The sequence below is a fragment of the Microcoleus sp. B3-A4 genome (assembly GCF_036705385.1).
Classification (GTDB): Bacteria; Cyanobacteriota; Cyanobacteriia; order Cyanobacteriales; family Microcoleaceae; genus Microcoleus.
Genome location: NZ_JAUBUI010000006.1, coordinates 113,437 through 134,209, shown reverse-complemented (window position 1 = coordinate 134,209; position 20,773 = coordinate 113,437). Strand labels below are relative to the sequence as shown.

The following is a 20,773-nucleotide window of genomic DNA, read 5'->3' as shown; positions in this document are numbered from 1 at the left end:
AGGCTAGGCATCTTGGCTGCCTTACTAAAGTGCGATTTCACTGAGGCGCAAACCTGCAATGTTTTTGCAGTCAAAGGTAGCGTTGTTGCCGGGGAGACGTTCTATTAATTCGATGATTTGTCCGGCGGGGTTTTGCAGAAACCACTGGGTTAATGAGCCGGAGTCTAAAGGATGCTCTGATAGCGGTTTAAAGTTTTTGTTTTGCCATATTTTAGCAGCATTCTGCACGTTTTCGACTCGAATAGCGACGTGGTGAACTGCTTCTAATCCTCTTTCTTGCTGGAAGCGGTCTGTTTGGTCGCCGGCTGCGTGGGGCGCATCTAATACTACTAAGCCGCCTGCTGGCATTAATAAGGTCATTAAATGCAGCCACAAGTCGGAGGGAACATTAATGTTTTCCGCACAAAATTTGAGCGGGAACAAGTCGGGGCCTTCAACTGTTTTGGCGCCGAAAGGGCGGAAAGATGCGGCGTAGTTTTCGAGTTCGGTTCGGGTGGGAAATGTGATGACAAAGTGGTCGATTGAAACTGCTTCGCCGTACAGGTTTGTCTCAAAAATCCAGTTGGTTAAAAATTCAGGATTTGTAAATTTTGGGTTAAGTTCCACCAAGCCATTTTTTTCTATCAAAGGTGAGCCAAGATGGCTGTCAGTGTGGTTCGGGAATTTTATGGTTTTCAGCTTAACGTTTTTCATGTGTTTGACCCCGATGTGGAAGGAGGCAAAACTGCGAATTTCTTCTACAGGCTCAACAGCAATCACATTTGGTGCCTCTTAATTCAAAAATAACACAAAATTTAATAATTGCCCGTCTAAATCGAGTTCATTTGCCGATCGCGTTCCCGGCCAACCACGCTGTAGTCCAGGCACTTTGGAAGTTGAAACCGCCCGTCACGCCGTCGATATCCAAGATTTCGCCCGCAAAGAAAAGTCCGGGACAGCGGCGGCTTTCCATTGTCTTAAAATCGACTTCTTTGAGGTTGACACCGCCGCAGGTGACGAACTCTTCTTTAAATGCGCCTTTTCCGGCAATCTGATATTCGCCTTGAACGAGTTCTTGCAGGAGGCGATCGAGGGTTTTGTTAGATAAGTCTGCCCAGCGTTTTTGCTCATCAATGCCGCTCGAACTTGTCAAACGTTCCCACAGGCGGCGTGGCATCGGAAACGGACAGCTAGAAACAATCAATCGGTGCGACAACTGCGACTTAACCGCTAGCAGTTGCTGCCGCAAAACTTCCGCATTGTACTGGGGAAGCCAATTAATTAGCACAGATGTTTTATAATGGTGATCGTGCAAAAATCTCGCACCCCAAGCCGAAAGTTTGAGTACAGCAGGGCCGCTTAAACCCCAATGAGTAATTAGCAAAGGCCCGCTTTGTTCTAATTTAGCTCCCGGCAATTTCACCTTAGCATTAGGAACAGAAATTCCGGCTAAATCTTTGATTCTGCTGTCGGAAATATTAAAAGTAAATAGAGAAGGAACAGGCTGTTCTAGAGTATTACCTAACTCTTTTGCCCACTTATAACCCGACGGATTGCTGCCTGTAGCGAGAAGAATGCGATCGCACTTCAATTTCTCCCCGGATTTCAACTCAATTTCAAAACTAGGGGCGGTGTCTCCGTGTTCGCCCTCTGCCGTATTTCTTGTTAGTTTCTTTACAGAAACTACTGCATCGCCAGTGCGAATTTTTACGCCTGCATCCTCAGCAGCGCGGATCAAACAGTTAACAATAGTCCCCGAATCGTCTGTGATCGGAAACATTCGCCCGTCTTCTTCTGTTTTCAACTTCACGCCGTGACCGGCAAACCATTCTACAGTATCGCGGGGTTGAAATCGAGTAAAAGCACCGCGCAGAGCTTTCCCACCTCTGGGGTAATTCTGCACTAAAACACCAGGGTCAAAACAAGCGTGAGTAACGTTGCAGCGCCCGCCACCAGAGATGCGAACTTTTGCCAGGAGTTGCCGGCCAGCTTCTAGTAAAGTGACGCGGGCTTGCGGGTAGGTTTTGGCACAGGTAATTGCACTAAAAAAACCAGCAGCACCGCCGCCGATAACTGTAATTTTGAGCATTCGATCGGACAAATTCTTTCTCGCTTATTCTGCTGGTTCAAAATCGGATTTTGCTGCCCCACAAGTGGGACAAACCCAATCGTCGGGGATCTCTTCAAAGGGTGTACCGGGTGCTATGCCTCCGTCGGGGTCGCCTTCTGCTGGATCGTAGACGTAATTGCAAACTGTACAAACGTATTTTTGCATTTGCTTAACTCAATTTTATATTGTAAGCCTATAGATTGTACTTGACAACGCAACCTAATGCAATACCAATTTCAAACCGTAATGCGACTTTCGGCAATTCCCAACTTATTAAAAATTAAGTTTTTAATAATTCTCAATTCTAAAACTTAATTAAGTCTTGCACAATTCTAAAATCTCAAATCTAAAATCTAAAATCGTCAAAGCCTCCAGAACCGCAGTTCTAGAGGCTGGATTTTATTTTTTATTAGTTTACTGCGATTGCAAGACTAGACTTTCGCTAAAGGCTTAGTCCAAACGCCGTTTTCATCTTCTTCGTACTGCTGGTGAATGGCGTCCCAAGCGGTGTGTTCGGCTTGGATCGAGTCGTTGCTTTCATCAAATGCGGCGTTGTATGATTCCATAAAGGTTTTTTGAGCAGCTTCCGACAGGTGCGATCGCACTTCTGGAGACAAATCTGCCGGACTATTGCAGCGACCTTTGACGGCGCGCGGGAGGGTCATCTCGCTAACTGAAACTTCTTCGCCGCCTGCACTTTCTAGCAAGAGTTGAAATTCGCCCGATTTATCTGCGGGGACTTCTGCCATGACGAGAAATTCGCCTGCTTCAACGCGCGTTTGATAGATAGCTGCTTTGTCTTCGGGCATTCCCAAAGCGACTAAAGCGGAAACTAGACCCGCACCGGCCGAACCTGCGATCGCGCCGCTAGCTGCACCCAACAGTACAGCACCCAGCGGGCCCGCCGAGACTACTGCACCGACAAAGGGAATAAACAGCACGCCGACGCCAGTTAGCAAACCCAAAAAAGAACCGAATAAGGAACCAAAAATCGCCCCGCTTCGCAGACCGCCTAAAATCACATTTTTTTTAGTAAGAAAGCCGGCAATTCTAGTTTTAGACTGAAAGTTTTTTCCCATGACTGAGATGTGCTCGCGGGAAACTCCGCGATCGAGCAACCGCCGAATTACGCCGTCTAATTGTTCTTCTTCCTTAAATACGGCTGAAACTGTTCGTTCGGCTAAATATTCCTCGGTCATTGTTCCTCCTTGATGATTGGTCGCTTAGTTTTGATAGTGTTCAGTATAGGAAGACACGGTAGGGCAAGCGCATCGACCGGGAGATAGAGGTCAATTTACCGGATATACTTTGAGGATCTATCAAAAGACTTAATGATTTTTTGTTGTGGCTATAGCTCATCTTTTACTAACAGTTATTCAGCTCTACTATAAGCTCCCAACTATTCCTATCCTCTTCTATTGTAACGGCTTAAGTTTAATCGTATATGCAGATTCCAAGCGCTCCCACTCAGCGTTTTCTGCGGGTATATCCGCGTCAATTTTGTCTTGGTTCGCATAATATTAGGCTAGTGCACCATAAAGGGGTGTTAAAGTGAAGTGCGGTTTTTCATCAATGATTTGTTCTGGAGTCAGCTCAGCATTAAAATCAATAGCAATATTTTCTAGGGTAATTCGGGTTGTGGCGATGCGGCGGCGGCCACCGCAAGTTCCCGGCGTGGTGACAATTAGCGTTCCAATCTCAACGGTAGTTGTCATATTTACCTAGATTGAGTTAACTTTACTCTATTGTAACGCAGCTTCATTTCTACCCGATCGCATTTATCAAGGTTAATCAATGCCATTAGCACCCCTGTTTCCTGTCGTTCATCCCATCCTCAAATCTGCTTTTCCCAGATGTCTGTGGACGGGAGATATCAACAGCCGAGAAATTGCCCTCACATTTGACGACGGGCCGCACCGTCAGCACACACCTCAACTGTTAAAAATTTTAGATAAATACGACATCAAAGCTAGTTTTTTCTGGCTAGGTTTTTGCGTTGACCGCCATCCAGAAACCGCTAAAGAAGTGTACGATCGGGGACACTGGGTCGGCCTCCACGGCTATCAGCATATATCGTTTCCCAAACTCAAAACCCACGAACTCAAACAAAGTTTAGAAGACACGCAGAAAGCAATTGCCAAAGCTTGCGATTTAGACCCAAAATTAATCCTGGACGTGCGACCGCCCAACGGCATTTTTACGCCACGAACATTAGAGTTATTGCAACAGTGGGAATATCGCCCTGTAATGTGGAGTGTCGTCCCGGAAGATTGGGTGCGGCCGGGGGTTAAGAAAGTTATTAGTCGCATCGTGCAGCAAACTGAAAACGGATCTATTATTGTACTGCACGACGGCTATTGCGGCGGCGAAGATGTTGCAGCTTCGGCGGATAAAATAATTCCATTGCTGTTGTATAAAGGTTACAAATTCGTGACAGTCGATCGACTGTGGGAACAGGCTAACATTCAGATAACAGGAAATTAAGTTAATGAAAAAAACACTGTTTATTACATCTCTTTGTTTGGCGAGCGCCGGATGGGCGATCGAGCTTTCTCCTGCTTCTCTAAGTGCAGAAACTCCCCTTGTAGTGCAGCAGCCAGCCCCTGGCTTATCCGCGCCTGCGCCAAACTCGAAAACCCCGCAAGTGGAACTGCTAAATCCGGGAGTGGAACCACGACAGCAACTGCGTCTGAAACCAGCTATCGATGTCAAAGAAACAACTGTGATGACCGTAAAAATGGATATGGACATATCCGCATCCGGTCAGTCTTCGGCTGCGGCTAAAATTCCAGTATCGGTGATGACTTTCGAGACCAAAGTCACTAAAATCGCTCCCAACGGCGATATTTACTACGAGTTTGCTTACACTAATGCAGATATCGTCGGTGATACTGGAAATACCCAGCCCGCCGCCCTAAATGCCATGCGTTCCGCACTCAAAAACATGGTGGGAGTGAAAGGCTCTTTCATCATGGACAATCGCGGTTTTCATAAAGGAGGCGACATTATTTTGCCCGAAGGAGCTGACAATAACGTCAAACAAATGGTTCGACAAATGTCTAACTCTATAGAGCAACTTGCCTCGCCGCTGCCTGCCGAAGCTGTCGGAAAAGGAGCAAAATGGCGCGTTTCTTCTTCCTCTAATTTCAGTGGTATTAATGTGAAGGACATTGCTACCTATGAATTGGCTAGCTGGCAAGATGGAGTTGCCTCTATGAATGTAAGTATAGAGCAGCAAGCAAACCCCCAAAATATTAGCTCTCCCCAACTGCCTCCGGGAACTACCTTAACCCTAAAATCTTTTGCTTCTCAGGGTCGGGGAACAGCCACAATGCGCTTGGATAGATTAATTCCTTTTCGCTCTACTGTGTCTATTAGTTCAAATAGCGAAATGAGTGCTAAAACTGCTGGCAGTTCCCAAGAATCAACAATCAAAACAAAAATGGCGATGGAGATGACTTTAGAGTCGAAGTAAGCTTTATTATAGGAACTCGAAAAATTAGGGACACGGCACTGCCGTGTCCTTAGTCGTCGGTAAAAATTTAATAAATGGTATTAAATCCGGTTAATATACCTGATAGTATATAAATTTTCCGAAAGTTTCGATCGCCAATTTGTAAGTAGAGGAGTCTGTTCTATGATTCGATCGCACAGATGGCAAGCTATCATCGCTTTAGTGGTAGCGCTGGGGATAATCATCGGAAATTTAATGTTTCCGGGCCGAAATGTAGCGCCGGCATTTGCTCAAGCCAAATTTAAGGATGTTAACAACCATTGGGCGCAAGCTTGCATAGAGGAGTTAGCGCAGAAAAAAATCATCAGTGGCTACTACGAAGACGGCACTTTTCGCCCGAATCGCCCAGTTAGCCGCGCTGAGTTTGCGGCGATGGTTCGCATGGCTTTTCCCGATGCCAAAACAGTCCGCGCTCCGATCGACTTTGCAGATATTCCTACAACTTACTGGGGTTTTAAAGCAATTCGAGAAGCTTATCAGACGGGTTTTATGTCTGGATACAGTGGCAGTATCTTTAACCCGACTTTGAATATTACCCGCTGGCAGGCTTTGGTAGCTTTAACCAGCGGCTTGAAATATACACCTACGGGGTCGGCGGCTGAGGTTTTGGAGGCGACTTTTGAAGATGCGCCGCAAATTCCCGAACTGGCAAGAAATGCGATCGCCGCCGCCGCCGAAAAACAACTTGTGGTCAATTATCCCGCCGTTAAACAGTTAGAACCTACACGCAATGTTACTCGCGCCGAAGTCGCAACTTTTTTCTGTCAGGCGCTCGCCAAACCCGGCCAAACTGCCTTAGTTCCTGCCGAATATATCGCCCAAGTTCCGGCGAATATCGGCCCGCCCAGAACCACAGAAATCTCGGAAGCGGGAAAAGTTCGGGCGGAGGTTTCTTTCGTAAAAGAAGCAGAAAATGCTAAAAATCTCCGCATCAGAATTATCCGCGACGGTAAAAGTTTATTAGAAGAACCTGTGTTGATTCCGACTCGTTCTCTAGCAGATAATCCCGACAATAGAGCCAGCGAAGAAATATCAGAAGGACGTTTTTTATCGCTGCGAATCCGTGATTTGGACGGCGACAAGGAACCGGAAGTGCTGGCAGATTTAGTGTCAATCAAAAGCGGCGTCCGCTGCTGCAATTATTCGTTTATTTACCGCTACGACTCGGCAGCTAACAAATACACTCATGTCAAGCATTTCTGGGGCAATGTGAGTTACGAAATAGTGGATTTTGGCAAAAATGATATCCCAGAGTTTAAGAGTCAGGACGGCAGATTTTCCGAGGCTTTTACAAATTACGCTGATTCTCGCTTGCCGCTGCAAATTTGGCAGTACCGCCAAGGTAAAATGCAAGATGTTAGCAAAGAGTATCCGGTGGAAGTATACACGAATTCTGCTGAGCTTTGGCTGGAATCTAACAAGCGTTTGAGTGAAAATGGGGAGGTGAAGGGGGTTTTGGCGGCCTTCATGGCGAACAAGTATGTTATGGGGCAGGAGGCGGAAGGTTGGCAGTTGTTGGAGAGGGTTTATCAAGGACGCGATCGCACTCAATTCTTTGGGAAGTTGCGGGAGTTTTTGGTGAGTACGGGTTATGCTAGTAAGTAGATTTGCAGGTTTTTAACCGCAGATGAACGCGGATAAACGCTGATAATATCTGTAGGGGCGGGTTTTACGAATAATATCTAATTCCTACTAACAATATTACTAAACCCGCCCCCATACAACAGATAACCCACGTCAACTATTCATCAAATTTATCGTCACCTATTAATTTGTTTAAATAAAGTAAATTACTAACAACTTATGAAGAAATACCAAAAATTGTTGCTTTTTGAAGCGCCAAGCTAAAATAAATATAAAATATCAGACATTACATCACTTAAAATGGTATATCCACCTGCACCTTGGAATCTGCAAGGTTATGCTGTTCAGACTTTACAATTGGTAGATGTGGCACGAGTGCGCCCCTTGGTTCCCTCGGAGTTAGAAATTGTCTCTTTATTGCCCGGAAAAACCCTAGGTGGCATTTATATATCCTCCTACGGGTTGGGTTCGGTGATGGAGTACAATGAGTTAATTGTAGTTAGCGCGATCGCCAATTATGCTGGAAAATGGGGCGCTTGGATTTCCCACATCTACGTAGACAATCCTAACTCCGTAGCCGGCGGGCGCGAAATTTGGGGACTTCCTAAAGAATTAGCTCAATTTAGTTGGGAAGGCAGCGATTCGGTAAAGGCGGCACCGCTAGGCTACCGCGTCACAGTTCGCCAAGAAAACCGTCAACTGTGCAGCCTCAATTACAGCCAGCAAAGTTTAGCCTTACCGCTGCCTTTTAGCGGAAATGTTTTCAGCGCTGACCGCAGCAATTTGCTGTTGTTTAAAGGAGGATTACAGTCTCGCATCGGTTTGATTAAAGGCGAATTAGAAGTGGCAGAAGAAAGTCCTTTTGCCAGTTTAAACTTAGGGCAGCCCTTGCTAACAGTTGCCTGCGAAGATCTGCGTTTAACAGTCGGTGCGCCGGAAGTTGTGGGAAACAGATCCCTTGAACTCAGTTATTAGCTGTAAAGTGCGGGTATTGGCCGTCAACCTAAAAAAACAGAACAGCCAGAAACCGGGTTTCTTGAAGAAGCCCGGTTTCTGGCGTGGCGTATTAGTTTGAGCTACTTACTAATCTTTTTGAGGACTTACGCATCAAACGGCTAAAAACCGGGTTTCTTCCTAAATGCGTCGTTGCCACACCGAATATTCTCCGAAAAACCGGGTTTTTTTTCGTAAGTCCTATTTTTAAATGCCAGCGCCCGGAGCGGCTTCAGCACCCATTACTAAAACTGTACCGCGAAGGAAATCAATTTGTTGCTGAAAGTCCATCGCCTGAACCTTTCCTAATAAAGCTTTTCCGGCTTCGGGAAGTTCATAGTCGGGAGGCATGGGTATAATAGTTCCTTCGTCCATTCCTACTGCTAAGAAATACCAAAAAGCCAGCTTGGTTTCAGGACTCATTGACCCGTACATCCGGCTGATTTCAGTATTGGCTTTTGAGGCAATGTCGCGCATTACTTGTAGTTGTTCTTCGTGGGGCAGCGGTTTGACTTGATCGAACAAACCCTGAGCGATGTCCGAACCGGAAGCACCGGGAGCGGCTGGTGTTATTGACTTGCCCATTTCGGTGTAAACAAACCACAGCAAACCTAATTGGTCGTCTACACTCAAGCTCTGAATATCTGCTTTTCCTTGGTCGTAAGCACCGGAAGTAGTAAATGTCATTCAAGCCTCCAAAATAATATGTATTGCTCAGCTTTCTTATTTAGAAAACTTCTTTTTGCTACTTAGTTAAAGTACCTAATAAATACTGATGCTAGAATCTTGCTTAAGGCAGATATGATCCCGGACATAAGTTCGTCGAGGAAACTGACCAAGATTTGGGAAATTTGCAACCAAAGGATGAGGCAAATTTGACAAGATTGTTGTGAGGGGTGCTCCAGATTAGCATTGTTTAGCCGATCGACGATCGCCTATAATCGCAACACACCTGTATAGAGGTGGCTGTTATGTCGATCGCAACTGCAAAACGCTTCACGGTAGCGCAATATCACCGCTTGACAGAACTGGGATTTTTTGCTGAGAACGATCGAGTTGAGTTAATCAAGGGAGAACTTGTAAACATTGCTGCTAAAGGTACCGCCCACTTTGAATTATAAAAAACTTTGATATCATTCCAAAGAAAATAGGCCGGCAAACAGCCGGCCTAGAATCAGGAGAACTTTATTTCAAACTCGTTGAAAATCTAGCTAAACAAACCAGAAATACCGTTGACTGCTATTGCTCCAGCCAAAGCCGAAACCACCACAGAAGTCAGAGCCGTACCGAACAGCCACCAAGCAGCAGTTGCGGCGGCTTCGCGCGCATCTTCTGCTTGCTGCTTGGCCTTGTTTTTGAGCTGTTTGATGCGTTTTTTGGCTTCAGATTGCAGGCGTTCCGAGCGCAATAAAACGCTGTCCCGGGCTCCTTCCATTTGGTCAACAATTCGGTGCGCGTCAGTCTCGGAAATATCGGAACGAGAACTCAGCAGGGCAACTAAAGTACCGCGATCGAACTCACCTAAACGCTCTTTAATCGCGTCAAATCCGGCCTGCGGGTCGTCAAACACTTTGCGTAAGTCCCGCTTGATGCCTTCGTAGTTTAGCTCGGGTCGCTCCAGCGAATTGAGGTAATCCCGGATTTTCCCGAAAATACCATCCATTGCTGACTGAAACTTGTCCTGAACCATTTGAACTTGTTCGACAATTTGGTTGCGGACAGATTCAATTTGGTCGGCAATTCTGTTAGCTTCCTCTTCCGAGATGTCTTCCCGCTGCGACAGCAATGCTACCAGAGTCGATCGATCGAAGTGCTTCAGGCGATCGCCCAAACTTTGCATCCCCATGGACGGCTCGCTAAACAGCAACTGCAAATCGCGTTTGATGCTTTCAGGATTGAGTTCTTCCTTGTCCGTATTCCGCAAGTAATTTTCCAAACTTCCTTGAAAATCGCGGACTGTTTTTTGAGCGCGAGAAGCCAAGCGGCGGGGCGATTTCACGATGCTGCGAATCGAATCTTGCACGCGATCGATCGTCCGCTCGATCTGTTCTTCGCTCAAATCTTCCCGCTGCGACAGCAACTTGACTAAAGTTTCGCGATCGACCTGAGAAAGTCTGTCCCGAAGTGCCAAAGCACCCTCTTTCGGATTTTCAAACAATTTGGTCAAATCCCGATTGATGCCTTCTGGATCGAGTTCTTCCAGGTTTGTATTCCGCAGGTACTCGCCAATTTTTGCAGTAACTTCCTCGTACTGCTCCCTAGCTCTATCTGCCACTATTTGCGGCGCGTGGATAATGTTGTCGCGCACAGATTCGATCCGGTCGATCGCCTGATTGATCTGTTCTTCGCTGAGGTCTTGGCGCTGTGACAGCAACTGCACCAGCGTATCGCGGTCGAATTGAGACAAGCGTTCTCTCAGCGCTTTTAATCCGGCTTCTGGGTCGTTTAACAGCGTTTGAAACTCGCGCTCGATCGCTTCGGGATTGAGTTCTTCCTTATTAGTATTGCGGAGATAGTCTTCTACCTTTTGCCGCAATTCTTGCGCTTTCGATTTCGCTTGCTCTTGCAATTCTTGAGCTCTCGAAATCACGCGATCGCGCGAACTTTCGAGCCGCCCGATTAACTGATCGGCTTCCTCTGGACTGAAATCTTCCCGCTGACCCAACAACTGTACCAAAGTATCGCGGTTAAACTGCGATAGGCGATCGCGCAAAGCCTCAAAACCAGCATCCCGATCTTCCAAAAGCGCTTGGAAATCCCGCTCGATACCTTCAGGATTCAATTCTTCCTTGCCAGTCGATCGCAAATAATTCTCAATCCGACTCCGCAAATCTTGAGACTGTTCTTCACCAGCAGCAGCTTGCACAATTTCCAACACTTCTTGGCGCACACCTTCAAGCTGTTGGGCAATTTCCGTCACCTGTTCAGGAGCAAACCCCTCACGGCGGCTGAGAATCCCTACAAAATAATCGGGATTAAACAGCTCTAACTGGCGCAAAACAGCCCCAGGAGAAGCTTCCGGGTCGTAAATCACATCCCTAAATTCCTGCTTGATGGTCTCCCGGTTGAGATGCCAAGGTTGGGCATTCATCAAGTAGTTTTCCACATCAGCCTTAGCTGTATTGAAAGGCAGCGCAGGCACTTTGTCGCCCACCTTAGAAGCCAAAGATTTAGCTTGTTCCGTCCCTTTGGCTGTCAGTTGCTGCAACTGACCAGTGATTTTTTCAACATCCAAATCCGACAAATCCGTCCGCGACAAAACAGTGTTCACAAGAGATCCCACTCCCAACTGCATCGCTCGCTTCATGCCGCTGCTGGAGCCCGATTTGTTTTCCCTACTTTCCAGAATTTGAGATAACTTGGCGTTGAGTTCGTCAGACTTCAGCAAATCGGGAGCCGCAAACTTGAGAAAATCAACCAACTCTAAATTCGGGTCTTTCTGCTCTTGCTGCTTGCCGAAAGTTTGCTTCCAAACGCCTTCGAGTTGGTCAGCAACTTGAGTTATTTCCTCTTGAGAAAAGTCTGTGCGACTCTTAACTAAATCCACAAAAGTCTGGCGGTTAACATTCTTCAGAACGTCGCTTCCGGCAAGAGATTTGATATCTGCATCGCCCAGCAACTTTTCAAATTGACCGCGAATTTCCTTAACATCTAGTTTGGGTAACTGCAAAGAACCCACATAATCTTGCAGTGTTTCGCGAATGCTATCCGGGTCTACTGCCGAACTCAATTCGCGGCGGACAGCGGCCACAGATGCCTCTACAGTATTGACCATTTGGTCGTTAGCCATCTTGCCGCCGATCGCTGCACCGGCAGTACCCATCAGACCTTGAACGCCTGAAAAAGCAGTTTTTATCAAGGAACCGATCATAGAACCGACGGCGCTAGAACCGAGCCACACCAGGGTTAAAAAGTACGCAGCCCAGATTACCACACCAATAATTGCCGCTCCGTCTACGCTGGCAATTGAAGTTAGTTTGACTGCGAGAAAACAAGCCAAAAATAAAGCCAGGTTAACTGTGACTAAAATCCAACCCCCGACTAAACCTTCGATTTTCCGAACTTTTTTGCCTAAACTTTCGGACTCATCATCATCGTCATCGTCGGGTAAAGCCTCGTCCCAATTTGATATTTTGGCGGCGATCGAGAAATTTGTTAACAGGAATTGGAAGCCGAAAGCCATAATGACTCCGGCAATTAATGCCACGAAAAACTGCGGGCTTAAAAACATCAGCCCTCCGATATCGGGATGGTCAAATGGCACATCCATTTCTACAGGCATTTGTACAGGCATTTGTACAGGCATTTCTACTGGCATTTCTACTGGCATTTCTACTGGCATTTGGCCCCTATCGAGTTTTGGAGTGTACAGCGACATTAATAACTCGCTTTGAAACATAATTTACCTCCTTAATTTTTATGCCTAACTCGGCATATCGAAAATTGCCCCCAACTTTTTTCTAGGGGTGTTTGTAATCTTTAGATGAGGTTTTGTTTGGGTTCGGCTTTATCTTACGGAAGCCCTTCTTAGTGACATTGGGATGAGTGATAACTCAGTTCTATAGTGATCTCATCCTTACTGCTTATTATGGCTGTGGAAGCTAAAAAATAAATCCGTCTAAAGTCAGAAATTACTTTTTAAGGGACTGGTAGCAGCAGAGTCCGCATAAAAGTGGCAAGTTTGAGGCGGGGGCAATCCCCACCAATTATCAATAGTAGTAAAGTGCGATGTGATGCACTCTACATATCGTATAGTGCGCTACTTAGTTGAGGATTCCGTTTGATTTTTAGGCTCAAAACGATCTAGTAATTCCGAGGGAGGGATCTGCATAAGCAGTCGGTTGCGATCGAGCTTTTCTAAGTGTAATTGCAGGCAATTCAACAAACATGATATCGGGTGCGCCGCAGCCTAGGCTACGAATTTTTGCCACAGCATTTACCCTCACAGTTGCGGATGCTGCGAATACAGCCGTACTCCTCGAAACGTTGACTGTGTTTGCGAACAGTAGGATATGCCAGTAAATATAAGGGAATTCCGATTATTTTGTAAAACAATCGACCAGCAGCATGAACAATATCCCAAATTTCGCTTAAATTAGGTTCTCGAACAAATTCTCCTATTTCATCTTTTAATGCAAGCCACTGAGATTGCACCGTAGGAGAGTGACAATTATCAAATACTTCCATACCTTTTTCATAGTTTTGCCAAATTTTATTCATATATTTAATCAAATCGGGCTTAGTTCTGATAATATCAGAAGTTGATCTAAAATTACACTCATCCGGTATTTTAAGGAAATCAGCCATGCGACTCTCTCAAATGCTTTTTGTCACCCTGCGCGAAGACCCGGCAGAAGCAGAAATTCCCAGTCACAAATTATTACTCCGTGCCGGATACATCCGGCGCATCGGTAGCGGAATTTACGCTTATCTACCTTTAATGTGGCGAGTTCTCAAAAAAGTATCTCAAATTGTGCGCGAAGAAATGGACGCTACCGGCGCTCAAGAATGTCTCCTCCCGCAATTGCAACCGGCCGATTTGTGGCGGGAATCCGGCCGCTGGGATACCTATACTCAAGCTGAAGGTATTATGTTTGCAATGACAGACAGGCAGCAGCGAGAATTGGGACTGGGCCCAACGCACGAAGAAGTAATTACTACAATTGCTAAAGATATGATTCGTTCCTATCGGCAATTGCCTGTACATCTATATCAAATTCAAACTAAGTTTCGCGATGAAATTCGCCCGCGTTTCGGGTTGATGCGCGGTCGCGAATTCATTATGAAAGATGGCTATTCTTTCCACACTAACGAAGAAAGCCTGAAAAAAACTTATCAGGATATGGCTCAAGCTTATAGCAATATGCTGCGCCGATCTGGCTTGCAATTCCGAGCAGTAGATGCTGATTCGGGAGCAATTGGCGGTTCTGGTTCTCAAGAGTTTATGGTGCTGGCAGAAGCGGGAGAAGATGAAGTTCTTTATACTGAAGATGGTCAGTATGCAGCTAATGTGGAAAAGGCTGTATCGATGCCTGCTGATGTGGAACCGTCGCCCTTTTCAACGTTTGAAAAGCGGGAAACGCCAGGAACTGAAACAATTGATAAACTTTGCAAGTTTTTGAAATGTTCTCCGACGCAAGTTGTCAAAAATGTGCTTTACCAGGCAGTTTACGATAATGGCATGACTGTTTTGGTATTGGTAAGCATTCGCGGCGACCAAGATGTGAATCAGGTAAAGTTGCTCAATGAATTGACGAAGTTAGCGGGCAATTATCAAGCTAAAACTGTTTTATTTTTGACTGTTCCGGATGCGGAAGCTCAGCGGAAATGGGCTGCTAAATCTTTACCTCTCGGTTATATGGCTCCGGATGTTGCTGATGATTATATCGCTGGAAGCAAGGAGGTAAACTCTAAGTTTTTGCGTTTAGTCGATCGCACCGCAGTTGACCTGACAAACTTTGTCACCGGTTCAAACGAATCAGGATATCACGTTGTCGGGGCCAATTGGAACAAAGAATTTGCCCTGCCAGCAACGGTTGTAAGTGTCAGAACCGCCAAAAAGGGCGATCGGGCAGCGCACAACCCCGAACAAACCTTGCAAAGCGCCAGAGGCATCGAAGTCGGCCACATCTTCCAATTAGGCACAAAATACTCCCAAGCAATGGGCGCCACCTACACCAGCGAACAAGGCGAAGAAATGCCCTTTGTTATGGGCTGCTACGGCGTCGGCGTGTCGCGGCTAGCTCAATCGGCCGTAGAACAATCCTACGACAAAGACGGGATAATTTGGCCAGTGGCGATCGCGCCGTATCACGCCATCATTAGCATCCCCAATATTTCCGACGCCCAACAAGTAGAAGTCGCCGAAAAACTCTATGCACAACTCAACCAATCTGGCATTGAAACCCTACTCGATGACCGCGACGAACGGGCCGGAGTTAAATTCAAAGATGCCGATTTAATCGGCATTCCCTATCGGATTGTTCCGGGTCGTTCGCTGAAAGCAGGCAAAGTTGAAGTCGTGGAAAGAGCAACTCACAAATCACAGGAAATTCTCATTGATGAAGTAAATTCTACTTTAAAACAGTGGATTGAAGCCGCCATCAACTAAGCCTTTATAATTGGTAAGGTGCGCGCACCCCGCACCTACATTTAGGATCGCAAGGTGCGCGCTGTACACCCTACATTAGCTCCCCTCTTGGGAGCATCTCAATGAAAGCACCCCCGCTAGAAATTGGAGTTTGGAGGCAGGATGCAGGAAGAAAGAAGGAGCCAGAAGAAGTATTGTTACAAATATGAAATGCTCTTCCCTCTTCCCACTTCCTGACATCCGTTACATCCGTTACAGAATCCGTTGCCGAACTTCCCTCTTCCTTCTTCCCTTTTCCTTGAGATGTGAAATTATCTAAAACTTAAAACTCGGTATGAATCTGAACCTAAATCAGTTTCTGCGATTCCCTCAATCCCGAATTGGGCGGTACTTAGCTCAAGTAGCTGTCGTTGCTGTCGCTTACGCCGTGGGGGCGAGGCTAGCAATTTCAATTGAAGGTGTTAGTCCCTTTGCTTCCTCGGTGTGGCCGCCTGCTGGAATTGCCCAAGCTGGACTTTTATTGTGTGGGAAAAAAGTCTGGCCTGCCATAGTTTTGGGTACATTTCTGCTAAATTTTGTTAACCCACATGAGCAGATATTCACGGTTTGGCTGGGAGGAAACGCCGGGGCTATTCTGCAAGCTGTTGTTGCAGTAACTGCCCTGGGCTGGATGGGGTTTCGTCCATCTCTCGAACGCTTGAAAGATGTAGTTAATCTAATCTTGTTTGGCGGTCTAATTTGTACTCAAATCAGTTGCACTATTGGCGCGTTTTCCCTATATTTAGCGGGCAAAGTAGATTGGGCAGAATATTGGTCTGTTCGATGGGATTGGTGGTTGGGAGACACAATGGGAGTTTTAATTTTAACTCCCTTAATCCTAATATTTTTTCGCCCTAAAGTAACCGCCGAACGTTTAAAAAGACAAACAGACCGCAAGCAAAGATATTTAATTTGGCGAGGAGTATGGTTAATATTATTAATTAGCGTGAGCTGGCTTGTCTTTGTCTCGAAAAATGACGCTTCTATTTCTCGTTATCCCCTGGAATATTTGCCGTTTCCTTTTATAATTTGGTCTGCGCTCCAATTCGGTCAACGAGCCGCTGTCTTAGCATCGTTCATTGTCTCAAGCATCGCAATTATGGGCAGTTCTCATGGAGGGGGGCCGTTCATAACCAAAGCCGACAATATCACTCAGGCTATCTTATTTTTGCAAGCTTTTATGGCTGTAGTTACAATTACCTCGCTGTTATTGGCAGCGACAGTAGCTGAACGCGCTGAGGCAGAAAATTCCCTGCGAGAAAGCGAAATTAAATATCGAGAATTGGTGGAAAATGCTAGCAGCATTATTCTGAAATTGGATGCTAAGGGCAATATTACTTTTTTTAACGAATTTGCGGAAATATTCTTTGGCTACACTCAGGAAGAAATCATTGGTAAAAATGCAATGGGAACAATTATTCCCCAGACAGACCTCGAAGGGAAGAACTTAGAGTTGGTTTATAGTCAAATTTTACAAAATCCCGATCGCTTTACCAGCTATGAAAATGAAAACCTCCGGCGCAATGGCGATCGCGTTTGGGTATCTTGGGCAAATAAACCCCTGCTTGGTTCAGCAGGAGAAATCCTGGAAATCCTCTGCATCGGCACAGATATCACCGATCGCCGCAAAGCTCAAATAGCGCTGCAAAAGCTAAATGAAAAGCTGGAAATCCGAGTTGAAGAGCGGACAAATGCCCTGAAACAAAGCGAACTTCAGCTACAGAAACAGAAATCGGCATTAATTGATTTAGCCAAAAATAAAGCGCTGAATCAAGGCGACTTAACAAAAGCGCTTCAACAAATAACTGAAACTGCTAGCCGTACTCTGGAAGTTGCCCGATCGAGCGTCTGGCTGTACGATCGCACTAAATCCAAGATGGAGTGCCTAGATTTGTTCGATCGCACTCTCAACCAGCACTCACACGGTTTGGAATTAGCAGCAGCAGACTATCCTGTCTATTTTCAAGCACTAGGAGAAGAACGCGCAATTGCTGCCTTTGACGCGCAAAAAGATTTTAGAACTAGAGAATTTGCAGAATCTTACCTAATTCCCTTGGGCATCACTTCTATGCTAGATACGCCGATTCAAATAGGCGCAGAAACAGCAGGAGTTATTTGTTTGGAACACGTAGGAAATCCCCGTTATTGGACTATTGAAGAACAAAGTTTTGCTATTTCTCTAGCAGACTCTGTAACTTTCGCAGTGGAAGCGCGAGAACGCCAGCGGGCTGAAGAAGCGCTGCGGCAAGCTGAAGAAAAATACCGCAGCATTTTTGAAAATGCGATCGTCGGCATTTTTCAAACTACCCCAGATGGACAATATCTCAGCGCCAATCCTGCTTTGGTTCGCATTTACGGTTACAGTTCGGGCGAGGAATTGGTGGGTACACTAACTGATATTAGCCAACAGCTTTATGTTGACCCCGAGCGCCGCGCCGAAGTTGTCCGCTTAATAGAAGAACAAGGCAAAGTATCGGATTTTGAATCTCAAATTTACCGCCGAGATGGCAGCATAATTTGGATTTCAGAAAATACTTATACCGTGCGCGATTCCTACGGGAATTTGCTTTATTACGAAGGTACTGTTCAAGACATCACAACTCGTAAACAAGCTGAGGCAGCTTTGCGCTTAGAACAAGAAAAATCCGACCGTCTCCTACTAAACGTTTTACCACAACCCATCGCCGACAGATTAAAACAAGACCAAAGCATCATCGCCGATACTTTTGCCGAAGTAACAGTATTATTTGCAGATATAGTCGGTTTTACCCAAATTAGTTCCCAAATTTCTCCACGAGAATTAGTTTCCTTGCTTAACGACATTTTTTCCACATTCGATCGCCTAGCAGAAAAGCACGGATTGGAAAAAATTAAGACGATTGGCGACGCTTACATGGTAGTTGGAGGGCTGCCGATGCCCCGCAGCGATCATGCAGAGGCGATCGCCCAAATGGCCCTCGATATGCAGCAGGCAATTATTGACTTCAGCAATACCCACAATCAAGATTTCAGCATCAGAATTGGCATTAACACCGGCCCTGTCGTCGCCGGAGTAATCGGTATTAAAAAATTTATTTACGATTTGTGGGGAGACACCGTTAACACCGCTTCGCGCATGGAATCCCACGGCTTGCCGGGGCGCATTCAAGTCACGTCTGCAATTTATGATATATTGCAGGACAAGTATGTATTTGAAAGTCGCGGCGCGATCGAAGTCAAAGGCAAAAGCCAGATGAACACTTATTTTCTTACCGGTATCAAGTTATAGCATCAAGAATAATGAAGAAGGAAGAAGCAATATAAGAAGTCATATTTCAGGATTAAGAATTTTCTAATCTTCGGGCGCGGTTGCTATCGTTAGTTAAAAATCTAACTCTCACTATGATTCCCAAAAAAATTCAGTTTCTGCGATTTCCTGAATCTAGGAATTGGCAATACTTAGCACGAGTAGCTGCCATTGCTTTTGCTTACGCTGTGGGAGCAAAAATAGCTGTTTCAATCCCCGGCGTAAATACATTAGGTACGTGTGTCTGGCCACCCGCAGGAATTGCACAAGCTGCACTTTTATTGTTCGGCCGCCAGGTGTGGCCGGGAATAGCTTTAGGCGTCTTCTTTTTCGATATTTTCAACCAAAAAGTCTCCTTAATAAGTGGATTAGTATCTGCCTTAAGTGCTTGTCTGCAAGCTTTTATCGCATTTACTTTGTTACAGAAACTCAAGTTTCGGCCGTCACTAGAGCGGCTGATAGATGTAGTCAATTTAGTTTTCTGCGGTGCTGTAGTTGCCACTCAAATCAACTGCACTCTCGGCACGCTGCGCCTCTGTGTAACTGGTGTACTTGAGTGGAGCGAATATTGGCACATTCGATGGAATTGGTATCTCGGAGATAGCTTAGGAGTTTTAATTTTTACTCCCCTGCTGTTGATTATATACCACCAGAAGCCCGCGCCCAGCCCTTCACAAAATACAAGTTCTCAAACAATTGTAAATCGAATCGGTGCCACAATATGCCTGGTGTTATTAGTAACAGTCAGTTGGCTAGTATACAACTCAAAAAGTGAAGGTAGTATCTCAGGTTATCCCCTCGAATACTTGCCATTTCCCTTGGTAATTTGGGCAACCATTCAATTCGGCCAGGGTGGGGCGGTTTTAGCATCTTTCCTTGTATCCAGTATCGCCATTTGGGGCGGTTCTCAGGGAGGCGGCCCTTTTATTGCCAAAGCCGAAAATATCAATCAGGCAATCTTATTTTTGCAGGCTTTTATGAGCGTAATTGTAGTTACATCGCTGCTGTTGGCGGCCAGTGTAGCCGAACGCGCATCAGCAGAGGATTCGCTGCGCCAAAGCGAAATTAAGTATCGGGAATTAGTGGAAAATGCTAACAGCATTATTTTAAAAATAGATACGGAAGGAAATATTACATTTTTCAACGAATTTGCACAGAATTTTTTTGGTTACGATGAAGAAGAAATTATTGGCAAAAACGCCGTGGGAACAATCATTCCCCAGAGAGATACAAGAGGAAATGACTTGGCAGCCAAGTTGAGAGATATTTTGGAAAACCCAGAAGAATATACTCGAAATGAAAATGAAAGTATCCGGCGCAGCGGCGAGCGGGTTTGGGTATCGTGGGCAAATAAACCGCTGTTTGACGCGGCAGGAAAGTTCGCGGGAATGCTGGCAATCGGTACGGATATAACAGACCGCAGGCGGGCTGAAATGGCGCTTTACAAGCTGAATGAAGAGTTAGAATTTAGAGTGAAAGAACGAACTAATGCTCTGAATGAGACTTTAAGTGCACTGCGAGTTCAACAGGAACAATCAGAACGGTTGTTGTTGAATATTTTGCCTGAAGAAATAGCAAATCGGTTGAAGCGGGGAGACAGTACAATCGCAGACACTTTTGCTGACGTTACTGTCTTATTTGCGGACATAGTAGGCTTTACTCAGCTCAGTTCGCTAGTTTCTCCAACGCAATTAGTAGCCTGGCTGAATGACATTTTTTCGACATTTGACAACCTAGCAGAAAGGCACGGTTTGGAAAAAATTAAGACGATTGGGGACGCTTACATGGTAGTTGGAGGGCTGCCAATTCTCCGCCCAGATCACGCAGAAGCGATCGCAGAAATGGCTTTGGATATGCAGCAGGCAATTACTGACTTCAGCAATACCCACAATCAAAATTTCAGAATTAGAATCGGCATCAACAGCGGCCCGGTTGTCGCCGGAGTCATCGGTATTAAAAAATTTATTTACGATTTGTGGGGAGACACCGTTAATACCGCTTCCCGCATGGAATCTCACGGCAAGCCTGGGAGTATTCAGGTAACAGAAACAACTTATCAGCAATTGCGAGAAAAGTATTTCTTTGAAAACCGCGGCGCGATCGAAGTTAAAGGCAAAGGTCAGATGACTACTTATTTACTGAAAAGCCGAAAATTGCTCTAGTAAAGGTTTTTCTCTA

The 20,773-nt window shown here is 45.7% G+C and carries 17 protein-coding genes; 8 read left to right on the top strand and 9 right to left on the bottom strand.

Annotated features, from left to right (window positions below):
- Positions 1-24 precede the first annotated feature (24 nt).
- From QUB33_RS05180 to QUB33_RS05160, 5 genes are all read right to left on the bottom strand, one after another.
- A complete protein-coding gene (locus QUB33_RS05180; RefSeq protein ID WP_333348182.1) occupies positions 25-759 on the bottom strand; it encodes a hypothetical protein in 735 nt (244 codons plus the stop codon).
- 61 nt (positions 760-820) lie between these two features.
- Positions 821-2,068 carry an NAD(P)/FAD-dependent oxidoreductase gene (locus QUB33_RS05175; protein ID WP_333348179.1) on the bottom strand — a complete coding sequence of 416 codons (1,248 nt, stop codon included), beginning with the start codon at positions 2,066-2,068 and terminating at the stop codon, positions 821-823.
- Between the two features lie 24 nt (positions 2,069-2,092).
- Positions 2,093-2,254 (bottom strand): rubredoxin, encoded by a 162-nt coding sequence (rd, locus tag QUB33_RS05170; RefSeq protein ID WP_333348176.1) that lies wholly within the window; start codon positions 2,252-2,254, stop codon positions 2,093-2,095.
- A 266-nt stretch (positions 2,255-2,520) separates the two neighbouring features.
- Positions 2,521-3,288, bottom strand: coding sequence for a ChaB family protein (locus QUB33_RS05165; protein WP_333348173.1), 768 nt, complete (start codon positions 3,286-3,288; stop codon positions 2,521-2,523).
- A gap of 321 nt (positions 3,289-3,609) precedes the next feature.
- Positions 3,610-3,804, bottom strand: a complete 195-nt coding sequence (locus QUB33_RS05160) for a DUF433 domain-containing protein (RefSeq protein WP_333348170.1) — start codon at positions 3,802-3,804, stop codon at positions 3,610-3,612.
- A 79-nt stretch (positions 3,805-3,883) separates the two neighbouring features.
- On the opposite strand from QUB33_RS05160, the gene QUB33_RS05155 reads away from it, so the two are divergent.
- The 4 genes from QUB33_RS05155 to QUB33_RS05140 all read left to right on the top strand — a co-directional run bounded on the left by QUB33_RS05155 (position 3,884) and on the right by QUB33_RS05140 (position 8,162).
- Positions 3,884-4,573 carry a polysaccharide deacetylase family protein gene (locus QUB33_RS05155; protein ID WP_333348167.1) on the top strand — a complete coding sequence of 230 codons (690 nt, stop codon included), beginning with the start codon at positions 3,884-3,886 and terminating at the stop codon, positions 4,571-4,573.
- 4 nt (positions 4,574-4,577) lie between these two features.
- Positions 4,578-5,564: a DUF6263 family protein gene (locus QUB33_RS05150; protein WP_333348164.1), complete on the top strand. Its 987-nt coding sequence runs from the start codon at positions 4,578-4,580 to the stop codon at positions 5,562-5,564.
- 162 nt (positions 5,565-5,726) lie between these two features.
- On the top strand, positions 5,727-7,208 hold the full coding sequence (locus tag QUB33_RS05145) for an S-layer homology domain-containing protein (RefSeq protein WP_333348161.1): 1,482 nt from the start codon (positions 5,727-5,729) through the stop codon (positions 7,206-7,208).
- Between the two features lie 279 nt (positions 7,209-7,487).
- Positions 7,488-8,162, top strand: a complete 675-nt coding sequence (locus QUB33_RS05140) for an acetoacetate decarboxylase family protein (protein WP_333348158.1) — start codon at positions 7,488-7,490, stop codon at positions 8,160-8,162.
- A gap of 225 nt (positions 8,163-8,387) precedes the next feature.
- Here the strand turns inward: QUB33_RS05140 and QUB33_RS05135 are convergent, their stop codons facing one another.
- Entirely contained in the window at positions 8,388-8,867 is a 480-nt protein-coding gene (locus QUB33_RS05135; protein ID WP_333348154.1) for an orange carotenoid protein N-terminal domain-containing protein, read from the bottom strand.
- 284 nt (positions 8,868-9,151) lie between these two features.
- On the opposite strand from QUB33_RS05135, the gene QUB33_RS05130 reads away from it, so the two are divergent.
- Positions 9,152-9,301 carry a hypothetical protein gene (locus QUB33_RS05130; protein WP_333348152.1) on the top strand — a complete coding sequence of 50 codons (150 nt, stop codon included), beginning with the start codon at positions 9,152-9,154 and terminating at the stop codon, positions 9,299-9,301.
- Positions 9,302-9,387: 86 nt separating this feature from the next.
- Here QUB33_RS05130 and QUB33_RS05125 read toward each other — a convergent pair whose 3' ends face one another.
- The 3 genes from QUB33_RS05125 to QUB33_RS05115 all read right to left on the bottom strand — a co-directional run bounded on the left by QUB33_RS05125 (position 9,388) and on the right by QUB33_RS05115 (position 13,400).
- Positions 9,388-12,579, bottom strand: coding sequence for an MFS transporter (locus QUB33_RS05125; RefSeq protein WP_333348149.1), 3,192 nt, complete (start codon positions 12,577-12,579; stop codon positions 9,388-9,390).
- A 394-nt stretch (positions 12,580-12,973) separates the two neighbouring features.
- The gene (locus QUB33_RS05120; protein ID WP_333348146.1) at positions 12,974-13,111 is read right to left on the bottom strand and encodes a hypothetical protein; all 138 of its coding nucleotides are present in this window, start codon (positions 13,109-13,111) and stop codon (positions 12,974-12,976) included.
- Positions 13,095-13,400, bottom strand: a complete 306-nt coding sequence (locus QUB33_RS05115; protein WP_333348143.1) for a hypothetical protein — start codon at positions 13,398-13,400, stop codon at positions 13,095-13,097. Before QUB33_RS05115 ends, QUB33_RS05120 begins: the two co-directional genes overlap by 17 nt.
- An 85-nt stretch (positions 13,401-13,485) precedes the next feature.
- On the opposite strand from QUB33_RS05115, the gene proS reads away from it, so the two are divergent.
- From proS to QUB33_RS05100, 3 genes are all read left to right on the top strand, one after another.
- Entirely contained in the window at positions 13,486-15,291 is a 1,806-nt protein-coding gene (gene proS, locus QUB33_RS05110; protein WP_333348141.1) for a proline--tRNA ligase, read from the top strand.
- 313 nt (positions 15,292-15,604) lie between these two features.
- A complete protein-coding gene (locus QUB33_RS05105) occupies positions 15,605-18,577 on the top strand; it encodes an adenylate/guanylate cyclase domain-containing protein (protein WP_333348138.1) in 2,973 nt (990 codons plus the stop codon).
- A 113-nt stretch (positions 18,578-18,690) separates the two neighbouring features.
- Positions 18,691-20,757 (top strand): adenylate/guanylate cyclase domain-containing protein, encoded by a 2,067-nt coding sequence (locus tag QUB33_RS05100; protein ID WP_333348135.1) that lies wholly within the window; start codon positions 18,691-18,693, stop codon positions 20,755-20,757.
- The last annotated feature ends 16 nt before the right edge of the window (positions 20,758-20,773 follow it).

Bases quoted from the DNA above. Each gene is read 5' to 3' on its own strand.
- rd (WP_333348176.1), bottom strand. From the start codon at position 2,254: ATGCAAAAATACGTTTGTACAGTTTGCAATTACGTCTACGATCCAGCA.
- proS (WP_333348141.1), top strand. From the start codon at position 13,486: ATGCGACTCTCTCAAATGCTTTTTGTCACCCTGCGCGAAGACCCGGCA.
- QUB33_RS05165 (WP_333348173.1), bottom strand. From the start codon at position 3,288: ATGACCGAGGAATATTTAGCCGAACGAACAGTTTCAGCCGTATTTAAG.
- QUB33_RS05125 (WP_333348149.1), bottom strand. From the start codon at position 12,579: ATGTTTCAAAGCGAGTTATTAATGTCGCTGTACACTCCAAAACTCGAT.
- QUB33_RS05155 (WP_333348167.1), top strand. From the start codon at position 3,884: ATGCCATTAGCACCCCTGTTTCCTGTCGTTCATCCCATCCTCAAATCT.
- QUB33_RS05130 (WP_333348152.1), top strand. From the start codon at position 9,152: ATGTCGATCGCAACTGCAAAACGCTTCACGGTAGCGCAATATCACCGC.
- QUB33_RS05135 (WP_333348154.1), bottom strand. From the start codon at position 8,867: ATGACATTTACTACTTCCGGTGCTTACGACCAAGGAAAAGCAGATATT.
- QUB33_RS05100 (WP_333348135.1), top strand. From the start codon at position 18,691: ATGATTCCCAAAAAAATTCAGTTTCTGCGATTTCCTGAATCTAGGAAT.
- QUB33_RS05145 (WP_333348161.1), top strand. From the start codon at position 5,727: ATGATTCGATCGCACAGATGGCAAGCTATCATCGCTTTAGTGGTAGCG.
- QUB33_RS05115 (WP_333348143.1), bottom strand. From the start codon at position 13,400: ATGAATAAAATTTGGCAAAACTATGAAAAAGGTATGGAAGTATTTGAT.
- QUB33_RS05175 (WP_333348179.1), bottom strand. From the start codon at position 2,068: ATGCTCAAAATTACAGTTATCGGCGGCGGTGCTGCTGGTTTTTTTAGT.
- QUB33_RS05150 (WP_333348164.1), top strand. From the start codon at position 4,578: ATGAAAAAAACACTGTTTATTACATCTCTTTGTTTGGCGAGCGCCGGA.
- QUB33_RS05140 (WP_333348158.1), top strand. From the start codon at position 7,488: ATGGTATATCCACCTGCACCTTGGAATCTGCAAGGTTATGCTGTTCAG.
- QUB33_RS05160 (WP_333348170.1), bottom strand. From the start codon at position 3,804: ATGACAACTACCGTTGAGATTGGAACGCTAATTGTCACCACGCCGGGA.
- QUB33_RS05105 (WP_333348138.1), top strand. From the start codon at position 15,605: ATGAATCTGAACCTAAATCAGTTTCTGCGATTCCCTCAATCCCGAATT.